Origin of the sequence: Maribacter taeanensis (genome assembly GCF_047345145.1) — a bacterium.
In the GTDB taxonomy this organism is placed as follows: Bacteria; Bacteroidota; Bacteroidia; order Flavobacteriales; family Flavobacteriaceae; genus Maribacter_C.
The window spans coordinates 211,865-230,150 of sequence record NZ_JBLFER010000006.1; the positions used below are offsets into that span (position 1 = coordinate 211,865).

The 18,286-nt window shown below is 35.6% G+C and carries 18 protein-coding genes and 1 tRNA gene; 10 read left to right on the forward strand and 9 right to left on the reverse strand.

Annotation, left to right across the window (positions count from 1 at the left end; all coding sequences use genetic code 11):
• Positions 1-15: 15 nt before the first annotated feature.
• Positions 16-255, reverse strand: coding sequence for a hypothetical protein (locus ACKWCD_RS17445; protein WP_413985246.1), 240 nt, complete (start codon positions 253-255; stop codon positions 16-18).
• Positions 256-370: 115 nt separating this feature from the next.
• On the opposite strand from ACKWCD_RS17445, the gene ACKWCD_RS17450 reads away from it, so the two are divergent.
• From ACKWCD_RS17450 to ACKWCD_RS17475, 6 genes are all read left to right on the forward strand, one after another.
• Complete coding sequence (locus ACKWCD_RS17450) at positions 371-1,258, forward strand: peptidyl-prolyl cis-trans isomerase (RefSeq protein ID WP_413985247.1); 888 nt, start codon at positions 371-373, stop codon at positions 1,256-1,258.
• A complete protein-coding gene (locus tag ACKWCD_RS17455) occupies positions 1,242-2,693 on the forward strand; it encodes a peptidylprolyl isomerase (RefSeq protein ID WP_413985248.1) in 1,452 nt (483 codons plus the stop codon). Before ACKWCD_RS17450 ends, ACKWCD_RS17455 begins: the two co-directional genes overlap by 17 nt.
• Before the next feature lie 3 nt (positions 2,694-2,696).
• Positions 2,697-3,650 (forward strand): AAA family ATPase, encoded by a 954-nt coding sequence (locus ACKWCD_RS17460; RefSeq protein WP_413985249.1) that lies wholly within the window; start codon positions 2,697-2,699, stop codon positions 3,648-3,650.
• A 173-nt stretch (positions 3,651-3,823) separates the two neighbouring features.
• Positions 3,824-6,097 (forward strand): aconitate hydratase, encoded by a 2,274-nt coding sequence (locus ACKWCD_RS17465; protein ID WP_413985250.1) that lies wholly within the window; start codon positions 3,824-3,826, stop codon positions 6,095-6,097.
• Between the two features lie 88 nt (positions 6,098-6,185).
• The gene (locus tag ACKWCD_RS17470) at positions 6,186-6,740 is read left to right on the forward strand and encodes a TlpA family protein disulfide reductase (RefSeq protein WP_413985251.1); all 555 of its coding nucleotides are present in this window, start codon (positions 6,186-6,188) and stop codon (positions 6,738-6,740) included.
• Complete coding sequence (locus tag ACKWCD_RS17475) at positions 6,740-7,306, forward strand: TlpA family protein disulfide reductase (RefSeq protein ID WP_413985252.1); 567 nt, start codon at positions 6,740-6,742, stop codon at positions 7,304-7,306. Before ACKWCD_RS17470 ends, ACKWCD_RS17475 begins: the two co-directional genes overlap by 1 nt.
• Before the next feature lie 184 nt (positions 7,307-7,490).
• Here the strand turns inward: ACKWCD_RS17475 and ACKWCD_RS17480 are convergent, their stop codons facing one another.
• The 8 genes from ACKWCD_RS17480 to ACKWCD_RS17515 form a co-directional block, all read right to left on the reverse strand.
• Positions 7,491-8,129, reverse strand: coding sequence for a carotenoid biosynthesis protein (locus ACKWCD_RS17480; RefSeq protein ID WP_413985253.1), 639 nt, complete (start codon positions 8,127-8,129; stop codon positions 7,491-7,493).
• Position 8,130: 1 nt separating this feature from the next.
• Positions 8,131-9,600, reverse strand: a complete 1,470-nt coding sequence (gene crtD / locus ACKWCD_RS17485) for a 1-hydroxycarotenoid 3,4-desaturase CrtD (protein WP_413985254.1) — start codon at positions 9,598-9,600, stop codon at positions 8,131-8,133.
• 8 nt (positions 9,601-9,608) lie between these two features.
• On the reverse strand, positions 9,609-10,055 hold the full coding sequence (locus ACKWCD_RS17490) for a sterol desaturase family protein (protein ID WP_413985255.1): 447 nt from the start codon (positions 10,053-10,055) through the stop codon (positions 9,609-9,611).
• A 2-nt stretch (positions 10,056-10,057) separates the two neighbouring features.
• Positions 10,058-10,897, reverse strand: coding sequence for a phytoene/squalene synthase family protein (locus ACKWCD_RS17495; RefSeq protein ID WP_413985256.1), 840 nt, complete (start codon positions 10,895-10,897; stop codon positions 10,058-10,060).
• A 6-nt stretch (positions 10,898-10,903) separates the two neighbouring features.
• Positions 10,904-12,364, reverse strand: coding sequence for a phytoene desaturase family protein (locus tag ACKWCD_RS17500; RefSeq protein ID WP_413985257.1), 1,461 nt, complete (start codon positions 12,362-12,364; stop codon positions 10,904-10,906).
• A gap of 21 nt (positions 12,365-12,385) precedes the next feature.
• Positions 12,386-13,285 (reverse strand): MerR family transcriptional regulator, encoded by a 900-nt coding sequence (locus ACKWCD_RS17505; RefSeq protein WP_413985258.1) that lies wholly within the window; start codon positions 13,283-13,285, stop codon positions 12,386-12,388.
• A gap of 247 nt (positions 13,286-13,532) precedes the next feature.
• Positions 13,533-13,616 (reverse strand) — tRNA-Leu (locus tag ACKWCD_RS17510).
• A gap of 125 nt (positions 13,617-13,741) precedes the next feature.
• Positions 13,742-14,482: a LytR/AlgR family response regulator transcription factor gene (locus ACKWCD_RS17515; protein WP_413985259.1), complete on the reverse strand. Its 741-nt coding sequence runs from the start codon at positions 14,480-14,482 to the stop codon at positions 13,742-13,744.
• A gap of 1,096 nt (positions 14,483-15,578) precedes the next feature.
• On the opposite strand from ACKWCD_RS17515, the gene ACKWCD_RS17520 reads away from it, so the two are divergent.
• From ACKWCD_RS17520 to mobB, 4 genes are all read left to right on the forward strand, one after another.
• Positions 15,579-15,935 carry a single-stranded DNA-binding protein gene (locus ACKWCD_RS17520; protein ID WP_413985260.1) on the forward strand — a complete coding sequence of 119 codons (357 nt, stop codon included), beginning with the start codon at positions 15,579-15,581 and terminating at the stop codon, positions 15,933-15,935.
• 73 nt (positions 15,936-16,008) lie between these two features.
• Positions 16,009-16,458: a JAB domain-containing protein gene (locus ACKWCD_RS17525; RefSeq protein ID WP_413985261.1), complete on the forward strand. Its 450-nt coding sequence runs from the start codon at positions 16,009-16,011 to the stop codon at positions 16,456-16,458.
• Between the two features lie 394 nt (positions 16,459-16,852).
• Positions 16,853-17,242 carry a BfmA/BtgA family mobilization protein gene (locus ACKWCD_RS17530; protein WP_413985262.1) on the forward strand — a complete coding sequence of 130 codons (390 nt, stop codon included), beginning with the start codon at positions 16,853-16,855 and terminating at the stop codon, positions 17,240-17,242.
• A gap of 10 nt (positions 17,243-17,252) precedes the next feature.
• Entirely contained in the window at positions 17,253-18,284 is a 1,032-nt protein-coding gene (mobB, locus tag ACKWCD_RS17535) for a MobB family relaxase (RefSeq protein WP_413985263.1), read from the forward strand.
• The last annotated feature ends 2 nt before the right edge of the window (positions 18,285-18,286 follow it).

Genomic DNA, 18,286 nt, shown 5'->3' on the forward strand with positions numbered 1-18,286 from the left:
GTCTAGAACCTAAGTTTAATCTTGGTAAACCTCACCTCGATGAGGTTTTAACACATCGCGAAGTTTGATCATATTTGATTCTTCGGTTACCATGTAAGCAAAACTGTACATGTCGTTTTGATGTTGAAATCCTGTAATATTCAATTCCAACTTCTCAATTGCAATGTATTCTTTAAGGTGTTTTTCGTGATGCTCTGCTGTTTTAGCCGCAGCGGGTCCTCTAAAGTCCCAAATGAGTTTGATTTTTCGATCCATGGCTTTTGATAGCTTATGTTAACGAATTTAGGAAATTCTTTGAAGGCATTATAAAAATCTGTTAATCATTAGTGCGAGCTCTTGTGAGAGCGGTGATAATTGTTATTTTTGCGGGATGTTTTTAAAGAAACGGAAAACACTAGCCCCTAGTTTAACCACTATTCTTGCTTTACTCATTTTGAGTTCATGCGGTTCTTTTCTAAAGGATGCAGATGAAAATGCGCCAATAGCTAGAGTTGGTGAAAATTATTTGTACAAAGAAGATATTGCTCCCTTGTTGTACGATGGTATGACAAAAGGTGATAGCACGACCATTGTGACAAATTTTATTAATAATTGGGCGTCAAAACAGTTATTACTTTCAAAGGCGAAAATCAACCTTCCGGAATCCAAACTAGCTGAATTCGACGAACTTGTTTCAAATTACCAAACAGATTTATATACACGGGCCTACAAAGATGCTCTAGTGCAACAGGCGGCTGACTCTATGGTTAGCGATTCTCAAATGAAGCGTTTTTACGAGAAGGAAAAAGAGAATTTTAGACTTCAAGAAAGAATAGTCAAAATTCGCTTTATACATTTACCGAAGCGCTTTTTGAATAAAGATGAGGTAATCAAGCGATTAAAGAGTTTTCGAAAAAAAGATATCGCCTATTTAGACTCTATAGGAGTTCAATTTAATAAACTGAATTTCAATGATTCTATTTGGGTAAGTGCTTCTAGAGTTATATCAGAAATACCTCCTTTAACCCTTGAAAATCAAGGCAAATACTTAAAAAAATCCCAATTTTTTGAATTGGAGGATGCATTAGGGGTATATTTGGCAAAGGTTACAGGGGTACTTCAGATTAATGATATTGCCCCTTTATCTTTTATTGAACCTACGATAAAGCAAGTTTTAATAAATCGAAGAAAATTAGATTACATCAGACGCTTAGAAACGGAAGTAATCGATGAAGCAATTAAACAAAACGAATTTGAAGTATATGTACAAGAGGATTAAAGTTGCGACTATTTTAGTACTAATATCTGTTTGTGGTTTTGGCTATGCTCAAACAGATTCAATAGTAGTGCCAGACACCAATTTGGAGCCACCTGAAATGACAGTTGAAAATACCAGCATCAATAAAGACAGTACCAATAATTTTAAGAAAGTGAAGTTAGATGGAATTGCCGCTGTAATTGGGGACTACGTGATTTTAGATTCTGATATTGATAAGACTTTGATAGATCTAAGAAATCAGGGCGCTTCAACAGAAGATGTAACAAGATGTGGTCTTTTGGGGAAACTTATGGAGGATAGGCTTTATGCCCACCAAGCGGTTCAAGATAGTATTTTAGTTTCTGATGATGAAGTTAATCTCACAGGAGATCGGCAATTACAATCTTTAGTGCAGCAGATTGGATCTATGGAAAAAGTATTGAAGTACTACAAGAAGGATAATGAAGCTGATTTTCGTGAAGAGCTTTACAAGATCAATAAGTTGCGTATGTTGTCAGAAAAGATGCAGCAAAGTATCGTCTCTGAAATAGAAATTACACCTGAAGAAGTACGTCAATTTTTTAATAAAATACCTGAGAGTGAGCGACCTGTTATTGGAGCAGAAATGGAGATCGCTCAAATTGTTAAAGAGCCAAAACCTTCTCAGGATGAGATTCAAAAAGTAATAGATAAATTAAACAAAATAAAAGCTGATGTTGAAGATAATGACGCCAGTTTTAATGTAAAGGCAATTTTATATTCTCAAGGCCCTTCAAAATCGAAAGGAGGAGCGATTCCTAGTGTAACCAAAGAGTCTGGTTACGTTGCCAGATTCAAAGATATGGCCTTTGTGTTACAAGAAGGAGAAATTTCAGAACCTTTTGAAACACAGTTCGGATGGCATATCATGAAAGTAGAAAAAATACGAGGTCAAGAAAGAGATGTGCGTCATATTTTGCTTCAACCAGAAATAACACAATCAGCGTTAGATAAATTAAAGGTAGAGTTAGATAGTATTCGTCAAAATATTATGGATGGAAAGTATACTTTTGAGGAAGCTGCTTTGAATTTTTCTGACCAAAAGGAAACCAAATTTGATGGAGGGAAACTTCGAAACCCTCAAGATTTTGGTCCACGATTTGAATTAACAAAAATGGATCCTGAGTTGTATAATCAGGTTCGAAATTTGGAGGATGATGAAATTTCTTTACCTCTTTTTGAAAAAGATCCTCGCGGTGGGCCTCCAAAATACAAAATCATGAAGATTACGAATCGTTATGATGAACATGTAGCGGACTTTGCCCAAGATTATATTAAGATTCAGCAATTAGCAAAAACAGAAAAGCAGTACAATGCTATCAAGAAATGGATGGATGAACATATAGAAGACACGTACATCACCTTAAACGAAGGAAACCGTGATTGTGAATTTGCTAACAATTGGGTTAAAGAGTAATTGATGTCAGACGTTACCGCTATAAATAACCTCGTTACCAAACACCAAGACCTCAAGCAAGAAATTGCAAAGATTATTATTGGACAACATGAAGTAATTGACCAAATTCTGTTGTCAATTTACACAGGAGGTCACTCTTTATTGATAGGTGTTCCGGGTTTGGCTAAAACCCTTATGGTAAATACGATCGCTCAAACTTTGGGACTTGATTTCAAAAGAATTCAGTTTACACCTGACTTAATGCCAAGTGATATTTTGGGTAGTGAAGTCTTAGATCAAAGTCGAAATTTCAAATTTATTAAGGGACCTATTTTCGCCAATATCATTCTTGCAGATGAGATTAACAGAACTCCCCCCAAAACACAGGCTGCACTTTTAGAGGCAATGCAAGAAAGAGCGGTAACCATTTCGGGGCAGCAATACATGTTAGATCTTCCCTATTTTGTTTTGGCAACTCAAAACCCCATTGAGCAAGAGGGAACATATCCTTTACCAGAAGCGCAGCTAGACCGTTTCATGTTTGCGATAGAATTGAAATATCCTTCTATATCAGAAGAAATTCAAGTTGTAAAAGCTACAACTGATGATAGTACACCAACTGTAAATAAACTTTTTAGTGCAGAAGAAATTTTAGAGGTGCAGCATTTGGTGCGTCGTATTCCTGTGCCAGATAATGTGGTGGAATATGCTGTAAATTTGGTAAATAGTACACGACCGAATTTAGAGACTGCTTCTGATTTTGTAAAACAATATATCGATTGGGGTGCAGGTCCGCGAGCTTCCCAAAATTTAGTCTTAGGCGCTAAAGCTCATGCAGCAATTACCGGTAAATTCTCTCCAGATATAGAAGATGTAAAAGCTGTTGCAATGGGAATCTTAAGACATCGAATCATTAAGAATTACAAAGCTGAGGCCGAAGGTATTTCTGAGGAAGATATTATCGCCAAACTTTTATAATCTACTAGTTAGTAACTAGTTGTATTTTTACTTAAAATATTGCCATTTCTGTAAATGAAGCATATGTAAATTAACATTTTCATGATGGCCTATTAATCCTTCTCTAAAAATTTTATTACCCCTTAGTATTTTCTTATTTTCGTAAAATTGCAATTAACTAAAATTCTCATAGAATGGCATTTGATATCGATATGATCAAAGGCGTTTACGCCAGAATGGCCGAAAGAGTCGATAAGGCTCGTGAAATTGTCGGCAAACCATTAACACTGTCTGAAAAGATTTTATACTCTCACCTATGGGACGGAGTTCCTTCTAAGGAATTTACCAGAGGGAAAGATTATGTAGACTTTGCGCCAGATCGTATTGCATGTCAAGATGCAACCGCACAAATGGCTTTATTGCAGTTTATGCAAGCGGGAAAGCCAAAAGTTGCTGTACCAACTACCGTACATTGTGATCACCTTATTCAAGCTAAGAGTGGGGCAGCAGCAGATTTAAAATCTGCAAACAACACAAGTGCTGAAGTTTTTAATTTTCTTGAATCGGTTTCTAATAAATACGGAATTGGTTTTTGGAAACCTGGAGCAGGAATTATTCACCAAGTAGTTCTAGAGAATTATGCTTTTCCTGGTGGGATGATGATAGGTACCGATTCACATACGGTTAATGCTGGTGGATTAGGAATGGTAGCTATTGGAGTAGGAGGTGCTGACGCTGTTGATGTTATGGCAGGAATGGCTTGGGAGTTGAAATTTCCCAAATTAATAGGTGTAAAACTAACTGGAACAATTTCTGGTTGGACAGCGCCTAAAGATGTTATTTTAAAGGTTGCTGAGATTCTAACTGCAAAAGGTGGAACTGGGGCAATTGTAGAATATTTTGGCCCAGGTGCCATAGCTTTATCTTGTACAGGTAAAGGAACCATTTGTAATATGGGTGCAGAAATTGGTGCAACCACCTCTACTTTTGGTTATGATGAGTCAATGGAGCGCTATTTGAGAGCGACCGAAAGAGCTGATGTTGCAGATGCTGCAAATGAAGTTAAGGAATATTTGACTGCAGATGCTGAGGTGTATGCAAACCCAGAGCAGTATTTCGATCAGTTGATTGAAATCGATTTAACGGAATTGAATCCATTATTGAATGGTCCTTTTACACCAGATTTATCAACTGCTGTTGGTGATGCAATGACAGAGAAGGCTACTAAAAATGACTGGCCTCTTCAAGTCGAATGGGGTCTTATAGGTTCTTGTACTAACTCTTCTTATGAAGATTTATCAAGGGCATCTTCAATTGCCCAACAGGCCTTAGATAAAGGTTTAAAAATGAAATCAGAACTTGGTATCAATCCAGGTTCTGAGCAAGTACGTTTTACCGCTGAAAGAGATGGTATTTTAGATGTCTTTGAACAATTAGATGCTAAGATATTTACGAATGCATGTGGCCCTTGTATTGGACAATGGGCGAGATATAGTGATCCAAAGAATGCACCCAAGAATAGTATTGTGCATTCGTTCAATAGAAACTTTGCCAAACGTGCTGATGGAAACCCAAATACACATGCTTTTGTAGCTTCTCCTGAGATTACGGCGGCAATAGCGATTGCTGGTCGTTTGGATTTTAATCCAATGACCGATAGCTTGATTAGTGAAAACGGAGAGGAAGTAAGGTTTGATGAGCCAACAGGATGGGAATTGCCTCCAAAAGGTTTTGAAGTCGAGGATGCGGGCTTTTTGGCGCCAGACGAAGATGGCTCTGGTGTAGTTGTCAAAGTGGCCGAAGATTCTGAACGTTTGCAGTTACTAGAACCCTTTGTCCCAATTGAAGATAGCGAGCTACAAGGAGCAAAGTTGTTAATTAAAGCCTTTGGTAAGTGTACAACAGATCATATTTCAATGGCGGGACCTTGGTTGCGTTATAGAGGTCACTTAGATAATATTTCGAATAACTGTTTAATAGGAGCTGTGAATGCTTTTGGTAAGAAGACCAATTTTATCAAAAACCAATTAACAGGTGAATTTTCAGGAGTTCCTGATGCGGCACGTGCTTACAAAGCTGCTGGTGTAAGAACGATCGTTGTTGGAGATCATAACTACGGAGAAGGTTCTTCAAGAGAACATGCTGCGATGGAGCCTCGTCACTTAGGTGTAGCAGCTGTAATTGTAAAATCATTCGCTCGTATTCACGAAACAAATTTGAAGAAGCAAGGAATGTTAGGATTAACCTTTGCCAACGAAAGTGATTATGATTTAATCCAAGAAGATGATACCTTCAACTTCGTTGATATTGCTGATTTTTCTGCAGGAAAACCCCTAACAATAGAAGTCGTTCACGCAGATGGTAGTAAAGACACTATTCTTGCAAATCATACCTATAATGAAGCGCAAATTGGATGGTACCGAGAAGGTTCGGCTCTCAACGTTATTAAGCGAGAGAACGCGTCGTAGATATAATATCTCAAATAGTTTAGAAAAACTCCCGATAATCTTCGGGAGTTTTTTAGTTTTGAGAGAGTTCAAAAGTTAAAGTCCCTCTATGAAAAAACAAACGGTTTTCACTCTTCTAATTATCGCTTTGGTACTTTCTTTTTTTGTCACACCTTTAGGCGAGTTTAGTAAACTTCAGTTAAATCGCCTAGTGGCCCCTTCTCCAACAATTATTGAAACTGAAAACGGAGGTAAAATCTCTGATTATAATTGGAAGTTAAAAGATGAAAATTGGGATTATTTCAATTTTGAAAGATCGAAAGGAAAGGTGGTAGTTATTAGCTTTTGGGCTTCTTGGCACCTTCCTTCCAGAGCACAATTGAAAGATTTAATAGATTTGTATGAGACCTACAATGGTACTGTTGATTTTTACTTGATTACAAATGAGGAGAAAGCACCTGTGGAGGAATTTATGGCTAAAAATAAATATACTTTTCCACTAACGTATCAAATAATAGGTGAAGAAAGTCCTCTTCAAGTTTTAGATCCGCCAGGATCTTATGTTCTAGACAAAAGTGGTGTTATCAGAGTACATCAGACTGCTATTTCTGATTGGGACAATAAAAAGGTGCATAATCTTCTAAAAGAACTCATTGCTCAGTAATGAAGTTTACCAAAGAACAGCTTACAAATTTTACTTTTATCATTGTTTTAGGGATAATTCTTTTTACCCCTGTCGGATTTCATATTCGAGTTTTTGTTTCTAAAATCATCTCTTTTAGTCCTACCGAACTAGATGTAGAAGATCAAGTAATCTTGTCTGATTACGATTGGAAATTGATTGATAAGGATGGCAACCTATTTGATTTTAATAATACCAGGGGTAAAGTCGTTCTTGTAAATTTTTGGGCCACTTGGTGTCCACCTTGTGTTGCTGAAATGCCAAGTTTACATTCATTATATATTGACTATGCTGATAAAATTGAGTTTGTATTAGTGACTAATGAAGATCAAGAAAAAATTGCGAATTTCTTGCTTAAAAATAAGTATGATTTTCCTGTATATTTTGAGCAGAAAAGTAGGCCTATTTCGTTATCTTCAACTAGTATTCCGACTACATATTTAATTGATGCTAACGGTAAGATTATAATTAAAAAAGTAGGTGCTGCAGATTGGAATAGTGATCAATTTAGAAATACCTTGAATGGCTTATTAAAGTCAACCAAGTAAAGTGTTAAATATAATTGTCTCAAATAACGACGCTAACATTATTTAAATATTCCGGTTTTAGAAATAAACTTTTGGTGTTTTGGAGAATTCAATTTGCGTATGGTTCTCTTAGACGAGTAAAAAGATTCCAGCCTTATAAGTCTAAAGGAAGTTGGAAAGGAAGCAAACAGTCACCAAATTTATACTATAAGAAATAGAAGTACATAAAGAAAATTAGTTGGGCTAGGTAAAGATTCAATGAGAATACTTTGTTTCCGTTTATTTTAAAAAGGCGAAGAATAATATGGAATAGAATTGCTATGCTAAACCAAGCAACGTAGTTCTGCAAAGGAACTAGGTTTCCCTCGAAAGTCCAAAAGTCGAAGGTAGGAGCGCTGTGTTCCATGAAGAAATCAAGAATAACCATTAGGGTGGCGCCAAGAATTATTTTTGGCCAAACTGCGAGTTTCGAATAGTTAAGAATACTTGAGGTAATGAACGTTAACAAAGCCCAATAACAACCAATAAGCAGGGGTACCCCGTCTATTTTGGGTCCAAAATTATTGCCATACGCATAGGTTCCAAAAAGTAAGTTAAACTTAACACCAAGCCATTCTGCAAACATTCCTCCCGCAAAGAATATGACAAAGGCAATCCATTGTTTTTGTTTAATTAATGGATAAGAAATAAAGAAAAGTAAGAGGGATAGGCATAAATTTAAAGGGGTTTTTTCAATAAACCAGTCGAGGTTGCCTAGGTTAATACCAATTATGGCAGAAATATGAAAAAGCCATACGATGCCAATAGTAATTGCTACTTTATATTTTTTAATAAAATTCTCCAATTTAATTAGGTTTAGGGACTAAATCACTAACAATTTTGGCAGACAATAGACAAAGTGGAATTCCGCCACCTGGATGTACAGAACCTCCACAGAAATATAGATTTTTAATTTTATTTGAAAAATTAGGATGTCTTAAGAACGCCGAGAATTTGTCGTTACTGGCAGCACCGTAAAGTGCCCCTCGGTATGAACTGGTATTATTCTCAATTGCCACTGGGTCCAAGACATATTCAGTGGTTATCAGTAACTCTAAATCAATTTTTAAAATTCTATTTATCTTTTTAATGATTGCCTTTCTTGCCTGTTTTTTTAAGGCATTCCAGTCCTGACCATAATTACCAGGTGCGTTGATCATTACAAACCAATTTTCATGTCCTTTTGGTGCATCTGTTGTTTCCTCCTTACTTGTGATGTTTATGTATATCGTAGGGTCGCTAGAAAGGTTTTTGGTCTCAAATATGGAATGAAACTCTTTTTCGTACGAATCGCTAAATAGAATATTGTGTAAATCTAATTCTGGGAATTCTTTTGATATTCCCCAGTAAAAAATTAAAGCAGAGCTTGACCTTTCTTGAGCTAGTACTTTCTTTGGATGTTTTTCATTTTTTAGAAGTTTTTTATAACTAGAATAAATATCCATATTAGACACCACAATGTCTGCATTATAATTGTTTTGATTTGTAGCTACACCTGTTACTTTTCCATTCTTAACAAGAATTTGTTCTACTTTTTCTTCAAACTTAAATTCAATATTTTGTTTTTTTGCAAGGTCATATAAACTCAGGCTAATGCGATGCATTCCTCCTTTAGGAAAATAAGTGCCGTAATACATTTCTAAATGTGGAATCATTGACATTATACCGGGAGTCTTATAAGGAGAAGATCCATTGTACGTAGCATAGCGATTAAAAAGCTGAACTAATTTTGGATTTTTAAATGTCTTTTTATTCAAATAATTTAAGGAGTTATTTATATCAAGTTTTCCTAGCTGAGCTATAGCTATTAGAGTATCTCTAGATAGATATGTATTAATTTTATGGAGTGATTTTTCTAGGAATAAACTGGCTGTTAAATCATATTTTTTTTGATTACCCTGAAGATAGTTTTGAATTTTTTCTCGGGGCTCATTAAATGATTTAGAGGCATCTTCAATAAATGAAGTAAAGTTTGACTTTGCTGAAAACCGAAGACCATCTTCCCAAAAATAATTACAAATGATTTCTTTCTCAAAAAATTCAAAGTGTGCTGAACTTTTTACATCAAACAGTTCAAAAAGTTCAGTGACCAAATGGGGCATAGTAAATAATGAGGGACCTAAATCAAAACGATATTCGTTGAGATTAATAGCATGTAATTTACCACCGGGATAAGAATTAGATTCAAAAATAGTAACATTATACCCTAACTTCTTGAGGCGAAGCGCTGTTGCAATTCCGCCTATACCTGCTCCAATGATAAAGGCGTTTGTCATGTGTAATGCTATTTTTTAAAGTACTTGAACGGAACAAATAGCATTCCGAAGCATTCTCCATCACTTTTGCCCAAATGTTTATGATGAATTTTATGGGCTCTTCGTACGCCTTTTGCATACCAATTATTAGCATTTCTAAAGAGCTTAAATCGTTGATGTATGAATATGTCATGAACTAGGAAATAGGCGATACCATAGGCTAAAATTCCAAAACCTAAAGCATAACCATACCACCAGCCATTTGCTCCAGTATAGAAAAGAGACATACTCACCGCGGCGTAGAATATGAAGAAAAAATCATTTCTTTCCCACCACGAATCATGATCTTTATGGTGATGGTCTTTGTGTAAACTCCACAAAAAACCATGCATTACATATTTGTGGGTAAACCACGCCATGAATTCCATTATGGAAAAAGTTCCAAGAAAAATTAGTATCCAAAGAAAAATCTTCATTTTTAAACTAAATGTAATTTATAATTAACGTATGATTTTGCAAGTAATCCGAATTTTTGATAATTCGGTACCCGAATGCGAGCGTTTTTAATCTCCACAGACGGCGTTGCCTGCAGTTTTTGCAATAATTTGTAATAGTATCGATATGCGGTGTAAACTCCAAATTTAGCTTCGTTTGGAAGTTTTATAATTCCAGAATACCCTACCTTAAAATCGTTTCTAATTTCATCAATAATCTTCTTTTTCGAAACTTCATCTAATTCGTTCAGATCTGCATGAGGAAAATAAGCCCTACTAAGGTCTTCAAAATCAGCTTTCAAATCCCTTAAAAAATTAACTTTTTGAAATGCAGATCCTAAGGCCATCGCTGAATCTTTTAAGTATTCATACTTTTCTTTATTTCCTTTCACAAAAACTTTAAGACACATTAGCCCTACTACATCTGCTGACCCATAGATATATTCCTTGTATTCAGCTTCAGTACGATAGTTGCTTTTGGTTAGGTCCATGCGCATGCTTTTCATAAAGGAGTCGACTAAATGATATGGTATTTGATGTTTATGATAGGTATGTTGAAAAGAATTTAAGATCGGGTTTAGACTTATTTTATCGGCTATAGCTGTCTTTAATTCCGTCTCAAATCTATTGAATAACTCTGGTTTATTGTAGTCATGAAAGGTATCTACAATTTCATCAGCAAAGCGCACAAAACCATAGATGTTATAGATGTCTGGTCTAATGCTGGTGTGTAACATTTTTGTGGCCAGACTAAAAGAAGTGCTGTAAGACTGTGTTACAATTTTACTACAATCATAAGATACTTTGTCAAAAATACTCTTCATACGTTTCTACTTGTTTTCTTTAGTAATTAACTCTGATACTAATTTACCTGAAATCAGAGAAGGTGGCACACCGGGTCCTGGAACGGTGAGTTGCCCTGTGAAAAATAGATTTTCCACTTTTTTACTTTTTAATTTGGGCCGTAGGAACGCAGTTTGTAAAAGCGTGTTAGCCATGCCATAAGCATTGCCCTTGTACGAATTGTATTCCTCAATGAAATCATTCACACAAAAAGACTCTTTAAATATAATATTATTTTCAATTTGTTGCCCTGTTCTCAATTGAAACCTTTTTAGTATTATGTCTAAATACTGATTTCTCAATTCAGGAGTGTCTTCTAAATCTGGGGCTATAGGAACCAAGAAAAAGCCAGTTTCACAATCTTTTGGGGCCATAGTTGTATCTGTTACAGAAGGAAAATTAGCATAAAACAAAGGGTTTGTTGGCCATTTCGGAGTATCATAAATTTCTTGGGCATGCTTTTCGAAATCCGTATCGAAAAACAGGTTGTGATGTTCTATGTTCTTAAGTTTTTTATCAAATCCTATATAAAATAGAAGCGAGGAAGGGGCAAAAGTCTTTTTCGACCAAAATTCTTCTGAATACTGTCTATAGTTTTGATCTAATAAGGTTTCTGAATGATGATAATCAGCTCCGCTTAATACAAAATCACTTTGAATTTTTTTACCATTTACTGTGATACCCAAAACTTTCCCGTTTTCTACATTTATTTTTTCTACTGAATTACCTGTTTTAATTAACACCCCTAATTCAAATGCCAAATCTTTCATCGCCTTGATGACTTCATACATTCCACCTTTTGGATGCCAGGTGCCCAGGCCAAAATCAGCAAAATTCATAAAGCTATAAAAAGATGGTGTTTTACTGGGTTTTGCTCCAAGAAATAACACAGGAAATTCGAGAGTTGAAATTAACTTCGGATTTTTGAATTTTCTACGTACTTGCCCGCTAATAGTTTTAAAAAATTGATCAACTTTTAAAACAGTTTCTTTAGTAACTAACTCAAATGGAGAAAGCCCTGGTCGAAGCACAACTTTATCAATAGCAATGCTATAGTTTTCTTGGGCTTCACTAATGAATTTTCTTAAATGTTTGGAGCTTCCCACTTCTATGCGCTCAAATTCAATACATATTTTATCCATGGAGTCGCCTATCGTTATTACATCATCAGAAAAGAAGATTTTGTAAGCTGGGCTAAGTTTATCTAACTGATAGTAATCAGAAGTTTTTTTTCCAAAATCAGCAAAGAACTTATCAAAAATATCTGGCATCCAGTACCAACTTGGGCCTATGTCGAATGTAAAGCCATCTTTTATTAATTGCCTTGCTCTTCCACCAACAGTAATGTTCTTTTCAAAAATTGTTACTGAGAAACCTGATTGTGCAAGATAACATGCTGCTGATAGGGAAGAGAAGCCTGACCCAATAATACTTACTGACTTATTCATATGCTAAGAGGAACTTCGGAATTAAAGTCGATCAATGACCTGATCTATTGAGTTGAAAGTTTTGATGTATTCTGGTAACTGAGCAGGATCTAAATGTTTCGTCTGATAACCCAATAACCACATTTCTGAAGAACCATATTCTTTTGTCAAACTTACAAACTCTTTGATATACTTGTCTATTCTTTCTTTGGTAGGTGATACCGTAAAATAAGATAGAAAGCATAAGTTGTCAAAATACTTCATCACATCTTTCAAGGTATCTAAAGGTACTGTCTGACCTAGATATATTGATTTGTAACCTCTGAGTACTATTTCGTAGTTCAGATATAAAAGTCCGATTTCATGAATTTCATTTTCAGGTAAAAAAGGAACAAAGATTTTAGATTTTTTTATTGGTTCTTGATGTTGAAGTTTTTCGGTGTTAATTAAAATCTTTTGCTTTATCAAACTTGTTATAAAATGCTCGTGTGCCGGACTAATTGTATCTGTCTGCCATAAAAGCCCAAGCTCATTAAGTAAGGGAATAAATACGTCTTTGAAAACTTCTCGGAATGATTTGTCAACTAAAATACTATTGTAAGTACTCATGAAAAGTGACTGATCAAAATTGATCATCGAAAGTTTAAAAGCATTTATAGCATGGTTTTTCACGCTATTTTTAGAGACTATTTCTCTTACCATCAAGGGGATATTACCCTCAGGAATTCTTGAAATTTTAGATATCTTATAACCGTTGTTATAAAGAAGGGTGATATTTAGTAGTTTTTGAAGACTACTTAAACTGTAAGTTCTAATGTTCGTGGCAGTTCTTTCAGGGGAGAGCAAATTGTAGCGTTTCTCCCAAATTCTGATTGTGTGCGCTTTGATTCCTGATAAATTTTCTAAATCACGAATACTGAAATTTTTCTTTACGTTGTTCATGCTTTCGTAAAAATACTTAAACAAATTTATTAATTAAAGTATCTTAAGGTGAAATTTGAGTTAAAATTTAATTTTGAAAGTTTAACGTTGATCACGATGTATTTCAGTGCTTAGAAGAAATTGGAGTGCTAATAGAAAGGATTGAGGAAATAAAATTCATAAAAACTACAAAGAGAATCCTGAATTCACCTATGAACTTAAGCGTTTCTATCCACAAAAAAAGTCAAGCAGGTTGCTTGACTCTAAGTGCGCACGAGAAGACTCGAACTTCCACGGCCTAATGGCCACCAGCCCCTCAAGCTGGCGCGTCTACCAATTCCGCCACGTGCGCTTTTTTAAGCTGTGCAAATATAGAAAGCTATGGGTTAACAGAAAATTAATTTCACCTATTTATGTTCTAAATAATCTAACCTAAGCATTCCATTTAAAAGTAGAATTTGAACACAATAGTGAAAGTCAAGATAGCGCGTTTGAAGAAAGATGGATTGCCAATTCGGACATCACTTTTCTGTACGATCGTGAAAAAGGAAGCTTCATTTTAAGCTGCTTTAAATGACATTCATGTTTGCCAAGATGAATTCGTGAAATATAATTTTGATTAATTACAAAGCTTTGATGAATTCGTCGAAATGAATTTGGTAAGATAGATTCAAAGTATTTTAGAGTTTTATAAGCTACAATTTTTGTTTTATCACTCATAAAAAACTCAGTAGAATTATTGTCTGCCTTTAAATAAAGAATATCCTTGATTTCAATAAACCTGTAATCACTGTACGTCTGTAAGCAAAGTTTTTTCGATATATCCTTTTTAGGAATGTTTGCCATACGTAGTCTAGAATCTAAAATGCGCAATTGTGATTCATTTATGGGCTGTAGTAAGTAGTAATAGAAGTTATTTTTAATACAGTTATACGCTTGTTTTTTTGAAGAAGCAATAGCCACTAAACGAGGTTTTTTTTGGAAAGGTCTGTATAAATCTTTAATCGTGTTGATAGGTTCGATAAAGTCTTTTTTAGAATAATTATCGACATTGATGAAAATAAGGTTTGGCGTTCCAGCAAGAATAATATCCAATAAGTGATTGGTGTTTTCGGCGGTTCCGACTAGGTTGTATCCCCCTAAATTTGCCAAATATGTTGTTAAATCTTTAGAAGACTCTTCGTGCATACCTATTAAAGCGTATTGAGTTGTTTTCATAGCTACAGGGTATAATAGTATTCATAAAGTAAGTATTTTCTTTCAAAAATAAAATTTTATGCGCAATTATTCTCATAACGAGCCACATTTTTAACATAACATAACGAATTGGTATTATTAGTGATTTATCGATTTGTTCTTTCGATTTATCGACGAATGAGGAGACGAAATAGGTAGTTAACTTAAGTTGGAGAGAGTGCTTTGAAAAAGAGAAGAAGGACCATTACGGTATATAAAATAAAAGCCTCTTTTCAAGAGAGGCTTTCGTTTATGTGACCTGGCTGGGGCTCGAACCTTCTTCGCTCAGACCAGTCAGAGTCGAGTACTTGCTAAAATTCACTTATTGTGTTGACGATTTGTGAACTTTTTATGATATAAATTATGTCAAAGTAACTTCCGTTTTGCAAATATAATTGTTTTAAAACCTTAATATTATATGAGGTCAAGATATTTCAAATAAAATGATTGTTGCAATATCGATTTTATGAAAACCTCCCTGTTTGAGTTTGATAGGCTACCTATAATTCCACTCAGCACATTCTCCTCCATTGCATTACGAAGAAAGAGCTTCACTCACAAAAAGTCTTGAACAGTACCTCCGATTTTTCCTTTTCATTCCGCTTTCCCATTCCGCTACGCTGGAACGGAACGCTCCATTCTCAATACAAAATCGGAGATACAGTTCGCTTAACCTGAATTTCATATTTCCATTTGTGCCACTTTCGGTTGTTTTTGAACTTCACATTCTCGTTTTATAGACCTACATCCCGACCCGCCACCGTTTCCTTTTTTTGACGGCGAAACAACAACATTTTTAGAAGGTTAGACTGCATAAAGCCAGGCTCGTGCCTCGCTCTTTTTTATAAGTCCGTCCTTCTAAAAATATTGATATCCATGAAGCAACAAAAAAAGGTAACAGCGATGGCTCTACGGGAAGTAAAACTAAAAATGGAAATGATGAAATCGTTCAAAAAAAACATATCGAAAGCGGCACAAAAAACAAAAAAGGAAAACGCTCTAGATACAATAAGTAAATCAATTCAAAAGCTGTTCGAAGGGTTCGAGCAGCAAATATTAACCCTTAATTTTTTCAATTATGAGTACCCTTAGAAACAAAGTGAGTTTAATCGGCAACGTGGGGAACAGCCCCGAAATCACCAACCTAGAAAGCGGAAAGAAGGTTGTCCGAATTTCCTTGGCTACCAATGAATACTATAAGAACCCAAAAGGCGAAAAGGTGCAAACTACCGAATGGCATAATATAGTCGCTTGGGGAAAGACTGCCGAAATTATCGGAAGGTATGCAGGTAAAGGCAAGGAGATAGCAGTTGAAGGAAAACTTGTATCTCGTTCCTATGAAACCGAGGAAGGAGAAAAACGTTACATCACCGAAGTTGTTGCTAATGAAGTCCTTTTATTAGGTGCTAAAAACAGCAATACCGCACGTGCCTAATCCCTAAAATCAAAGAGGGCGTTCCTCTCGAAAGTTGCGCCCTCTTTTCATCATTAACCATAATAGAATAACAATGAGAAACGAAGTTAAAGAAATTAAAATAAGCTATTGCGAAAGACTAGGTACTATTGAATCCGAATCTATTCAAATGTCCGAACCAGTCGCAAAGTTGTTATACGAGAATTGGAATAAGGACACGATTGGACTTCACGAAACGTTCAAGGTACTACTGCTGAACAACGCCAATAAAGTAAAGGGTGTTTACCAAGCATCATCAGGAGGACTTACAGGGACTTTAGTGGATATCCGAATACTCTTTGCTGTAATCCTTAAAAGTCTCTCTACTACTATTATTTTGGCGCATAACCACCCCGCTGGAACTCTTTCACCTAGCGAGGCGGATATTCAAATAACGAAGAGGATTCAAAAAGCAGCAGCGCTTTTTGACATTCGAGTATTGGACCATTTGATTATTTCCCCAACTGGTGATTACTTCAGTTTTATGGATAATAATATTATTTGAACTGAATTGGCTTAAAATACCTCTAGCTGGATTTCGGCAAGTTACTTATATTTATAAGGCTGAAATCCAGCAATTTTCATGTACGGTTATGCCATGATTTGACTTTCCTTGATAACCCGTACCGTCTTAAACATGATTTTCGGGAATTTTTAATTCCACCAAAAGGCAATCGGGCGCAGCTCGTTTGTTCTGATTTTTTGTTCGCTGTCGCGAACGAAAAGGAGAAGCAAGAGGGTAACACGCTTCGCGATGTTAAGCATTTTCTTTTTCGTTTTAATAAACTGATAAACAGTTGATTAAATAATATTGAGCTTATAATTTTTTATAAAATTCTTCCATTTTTTATGAAAAAACGTTGCCAGCCCAACAAAATCAGCAAATTTTTTATGAAAAAATGGATAAAGGATATGAAAAAGAGCGGTTTGAAGGTCTAAAAATTAAATCGTCGGTGGCGAAGAAATTCAGGAGGTTCAGTAAGAAGATTTCGAAATCGCAGTCGATGACCTTGTTGTTAATGATAGAATTTTTCGAAGAGAACGGGATATCACCTGAGGAGTCAATGGGACCGCATATGCAGACTTTAGAGAACCTTATCAAAAAACGAATCAATGGAGTCATCGCTATAATGAAGGATATTGAGAAGAACCAGACCAAACCTACTGTGGCCATGATTCAATCTTTATTTGAAGAAGCAGAACCAAAAAAGAAACCATTGATTCTGGAAAAGAACGACCCAAACAAAAGACAACCGAAATATCGAGAACGTAATCAAATGGAACTCTAAATAGCATCAAATGTATATCACTATTACATCTCAAAATCTTGGACAGAACTTTTCGCAAAGTGCAGCTGGTTATGTGGCGTATTTAGAAAAGGAAAACCAAGGATTGGAACAGGGTGAAATGGAGCATTTTTTTAATCAGTATGGCGATGAAATTTCTGCAGAAGAAGTGGTCAAAGAAATTGATGGTAACACGGCCAAACTGAAAAAGAAAGAGCCCAAATTTTATTCGATTACTGTGAATCCATCTAAATATGAACTTCGAAAGCTGGAGAATAGCAGCGACGATTTGAAACGATACACAAGAGCGCTTATGCAGGAGTACGCAAAATCCTTTAATCGTGAAATAGATGGTAGGCCTGTTACAGTGGATGATATTAAATACTATGCTAAAATAGAACACCAACGGACTTTTAAGGGAACGGACAAACAGATAATAGAAAATCAGCCCTATGCCACAAAAATCTTAGAATTGAAAAATAAAGTTCGAAATATTGAAAGAGGGCAGGGGCAAGGAAATATTGATAAACTAAAACTCCAGATTGCCAATCTTGAAAGAGAAGCTCCTCATCAACAAAATGGAAAACGCATCATTCAAGGAATGAAAAAAGAGGGCAACCAGAGCCATATCCATATCATAGTCAGCAGAAAGGATGCTTCCAATAGGTTTAGTCTATCTCCAGGGAGTAAATTCAAATCTTCGGAAGTCGAGATGCATGGCAAGAAAGTGGGAAGGGGTTTTGACAGGGATGCCTTTTTTGAAAAAGCAGAACAGGTTTTTGATAAGACCTTTAAATACAATCGAAATTTTGCCGAAAGGTATCGGGCAAGGAAAAACTTTATCAATGACCCGAAATTGTATTTTTCTGCATTGATGGGTTTGCCAACCAATGAAAAGTCCATAGCATTTAAGATGCTATGTGTAACAGGAATACCAATTCTGCAGAGTATCCCGACCAACAAGGCCCAGATGGCCTTAAAAGCATTCAATAGGTTGAAACGAGGGGTGAATGTGGCCATCAAATCAAGTTCTATAGGAATCTAAAA

Excerpts from the sequence above, each read along its gene's own strand:
- ACKWCD_RS17445 (WP_413985246.1), bottom strand. The coding sequence starts at position 255 with ATGGATCGAAAAATCAAACTCATTTGGGACTTTAGAGGACCCGCTGCG.
- ACKWCD_RS17450 (WP_413985247.1), top strand. The coding sequence starts at position 371 with ATGTTTTTAAAGAAACGGAAAACACTAGCCCCTAGTTTAACCACTATT.
- ACKWCD_RS17455 (WP_413985248.1), top strand. The coding sequence starts at position 1,242 with ATGTACAAGAGGATTAAAGTTGCGACTATTTTAGTACTAATATCTGTT.
- ACKWCD_RS17460 (WP_413985249.1), top strand. The coding sequence starts at position 2,697 with ATGTCAGACGTTACCGCTATAAATAACCTCGTTACCAAACACCAAGAC.
- ACKWCD_RS17465 (WP_413985250.1), top strand. The coding sequence starts at position 3,824 with ATGGCATTTGATATCGATATGATCAAAGGCGTTTACGCCAGAATGGCC.
- ACKWCD_RS17470 (WP_413985251.1), top strand. The coding sequence starts at position 6,186 with ATGAAAAAACAAACGGTTTTCACTCTTCTAATTATCGCTTTGGTACTT.
- ACKWCD_RS17475 (WP_413985252.1), top strand. The coding sequence starts at position 6,740 with ATGAAGTTTACCAAAGAACAGCTTACAAATTTTACTTTTATCATTGTT.
- crtD (WP_413985254.1), bottom strand. The coding sequence starts at position 9,600 with ATGACAAACGCCTTTATCATTGGAGCAGGTATAGGCGGAATTGCAACA.
- ACKWCD_RS17490 (WP_413985255.1), bottom strand. The coding sequence starts at position 10,055 with ATGAAGATTTTTCTTTGGATACTAATTTTTCTTGGAACTTTTTCCATA.
- ACKWCD_RS17495 (WP_413985256.1), bottom strand. The coding sequence starts at position 10,897 with ATGAAGAGTATTTTTGACAAAGTATCTTATGATTGTAGTAAAATTGTA.
- ACKWCD_RS17500 (WP_413985257.1), bottom strand. The coding sequence starts at position 12,364 with ATGAATAAGTCAGTAAGTATTATTGGGTCAGGCTTCTCTTCCCTATCA.
- ACKWCD_RS17505 (WP_413985258.1), bottom strand. The coding sequence starts at position 13,285 with ATGAACAACGTAAAGAAAAATTTCAGTATTCGTGATTTAGAAAATTTA.
- ACKWCD_RS17515 (WP_413985259.1), bottom strand. The coding sequence starts at position 14,482 with ATGAAAACAACTCAATACGCTTTAATAGGTATGCACGAAGAGTCTTCT.
- ACKWCD_RS17520 (WP_413985260.1), top strand. The coding sequence starts at position 15,579 with ATGAGTACCCTTAGAAACAAAGTGAGTTTAATCGGCAACGTGGGGAAC.
- ACKWCD_RS17525 (WP_413985261.1), top strand. The coding sequence starts at position 16,009 with ATGAGAAACGAAGTTAAAGAAATTAAAATAAGCTATTGCGAAAGACTA.
- ACKWCD_RS17530 (WP_413985262.1), top strand. The coding sequence starts at position 16,853 with ATGGATAAAGGATATGAAAAAGAGCGGTTTGAAGGTCTAAAAATTAAA.
- mobB (WP_413985263.1), top strand. The coding sequence starts at position 17,253 with ATGTATATCACTATTACATCTCAAAATCTTGGACAGAACTTTTCGCAA.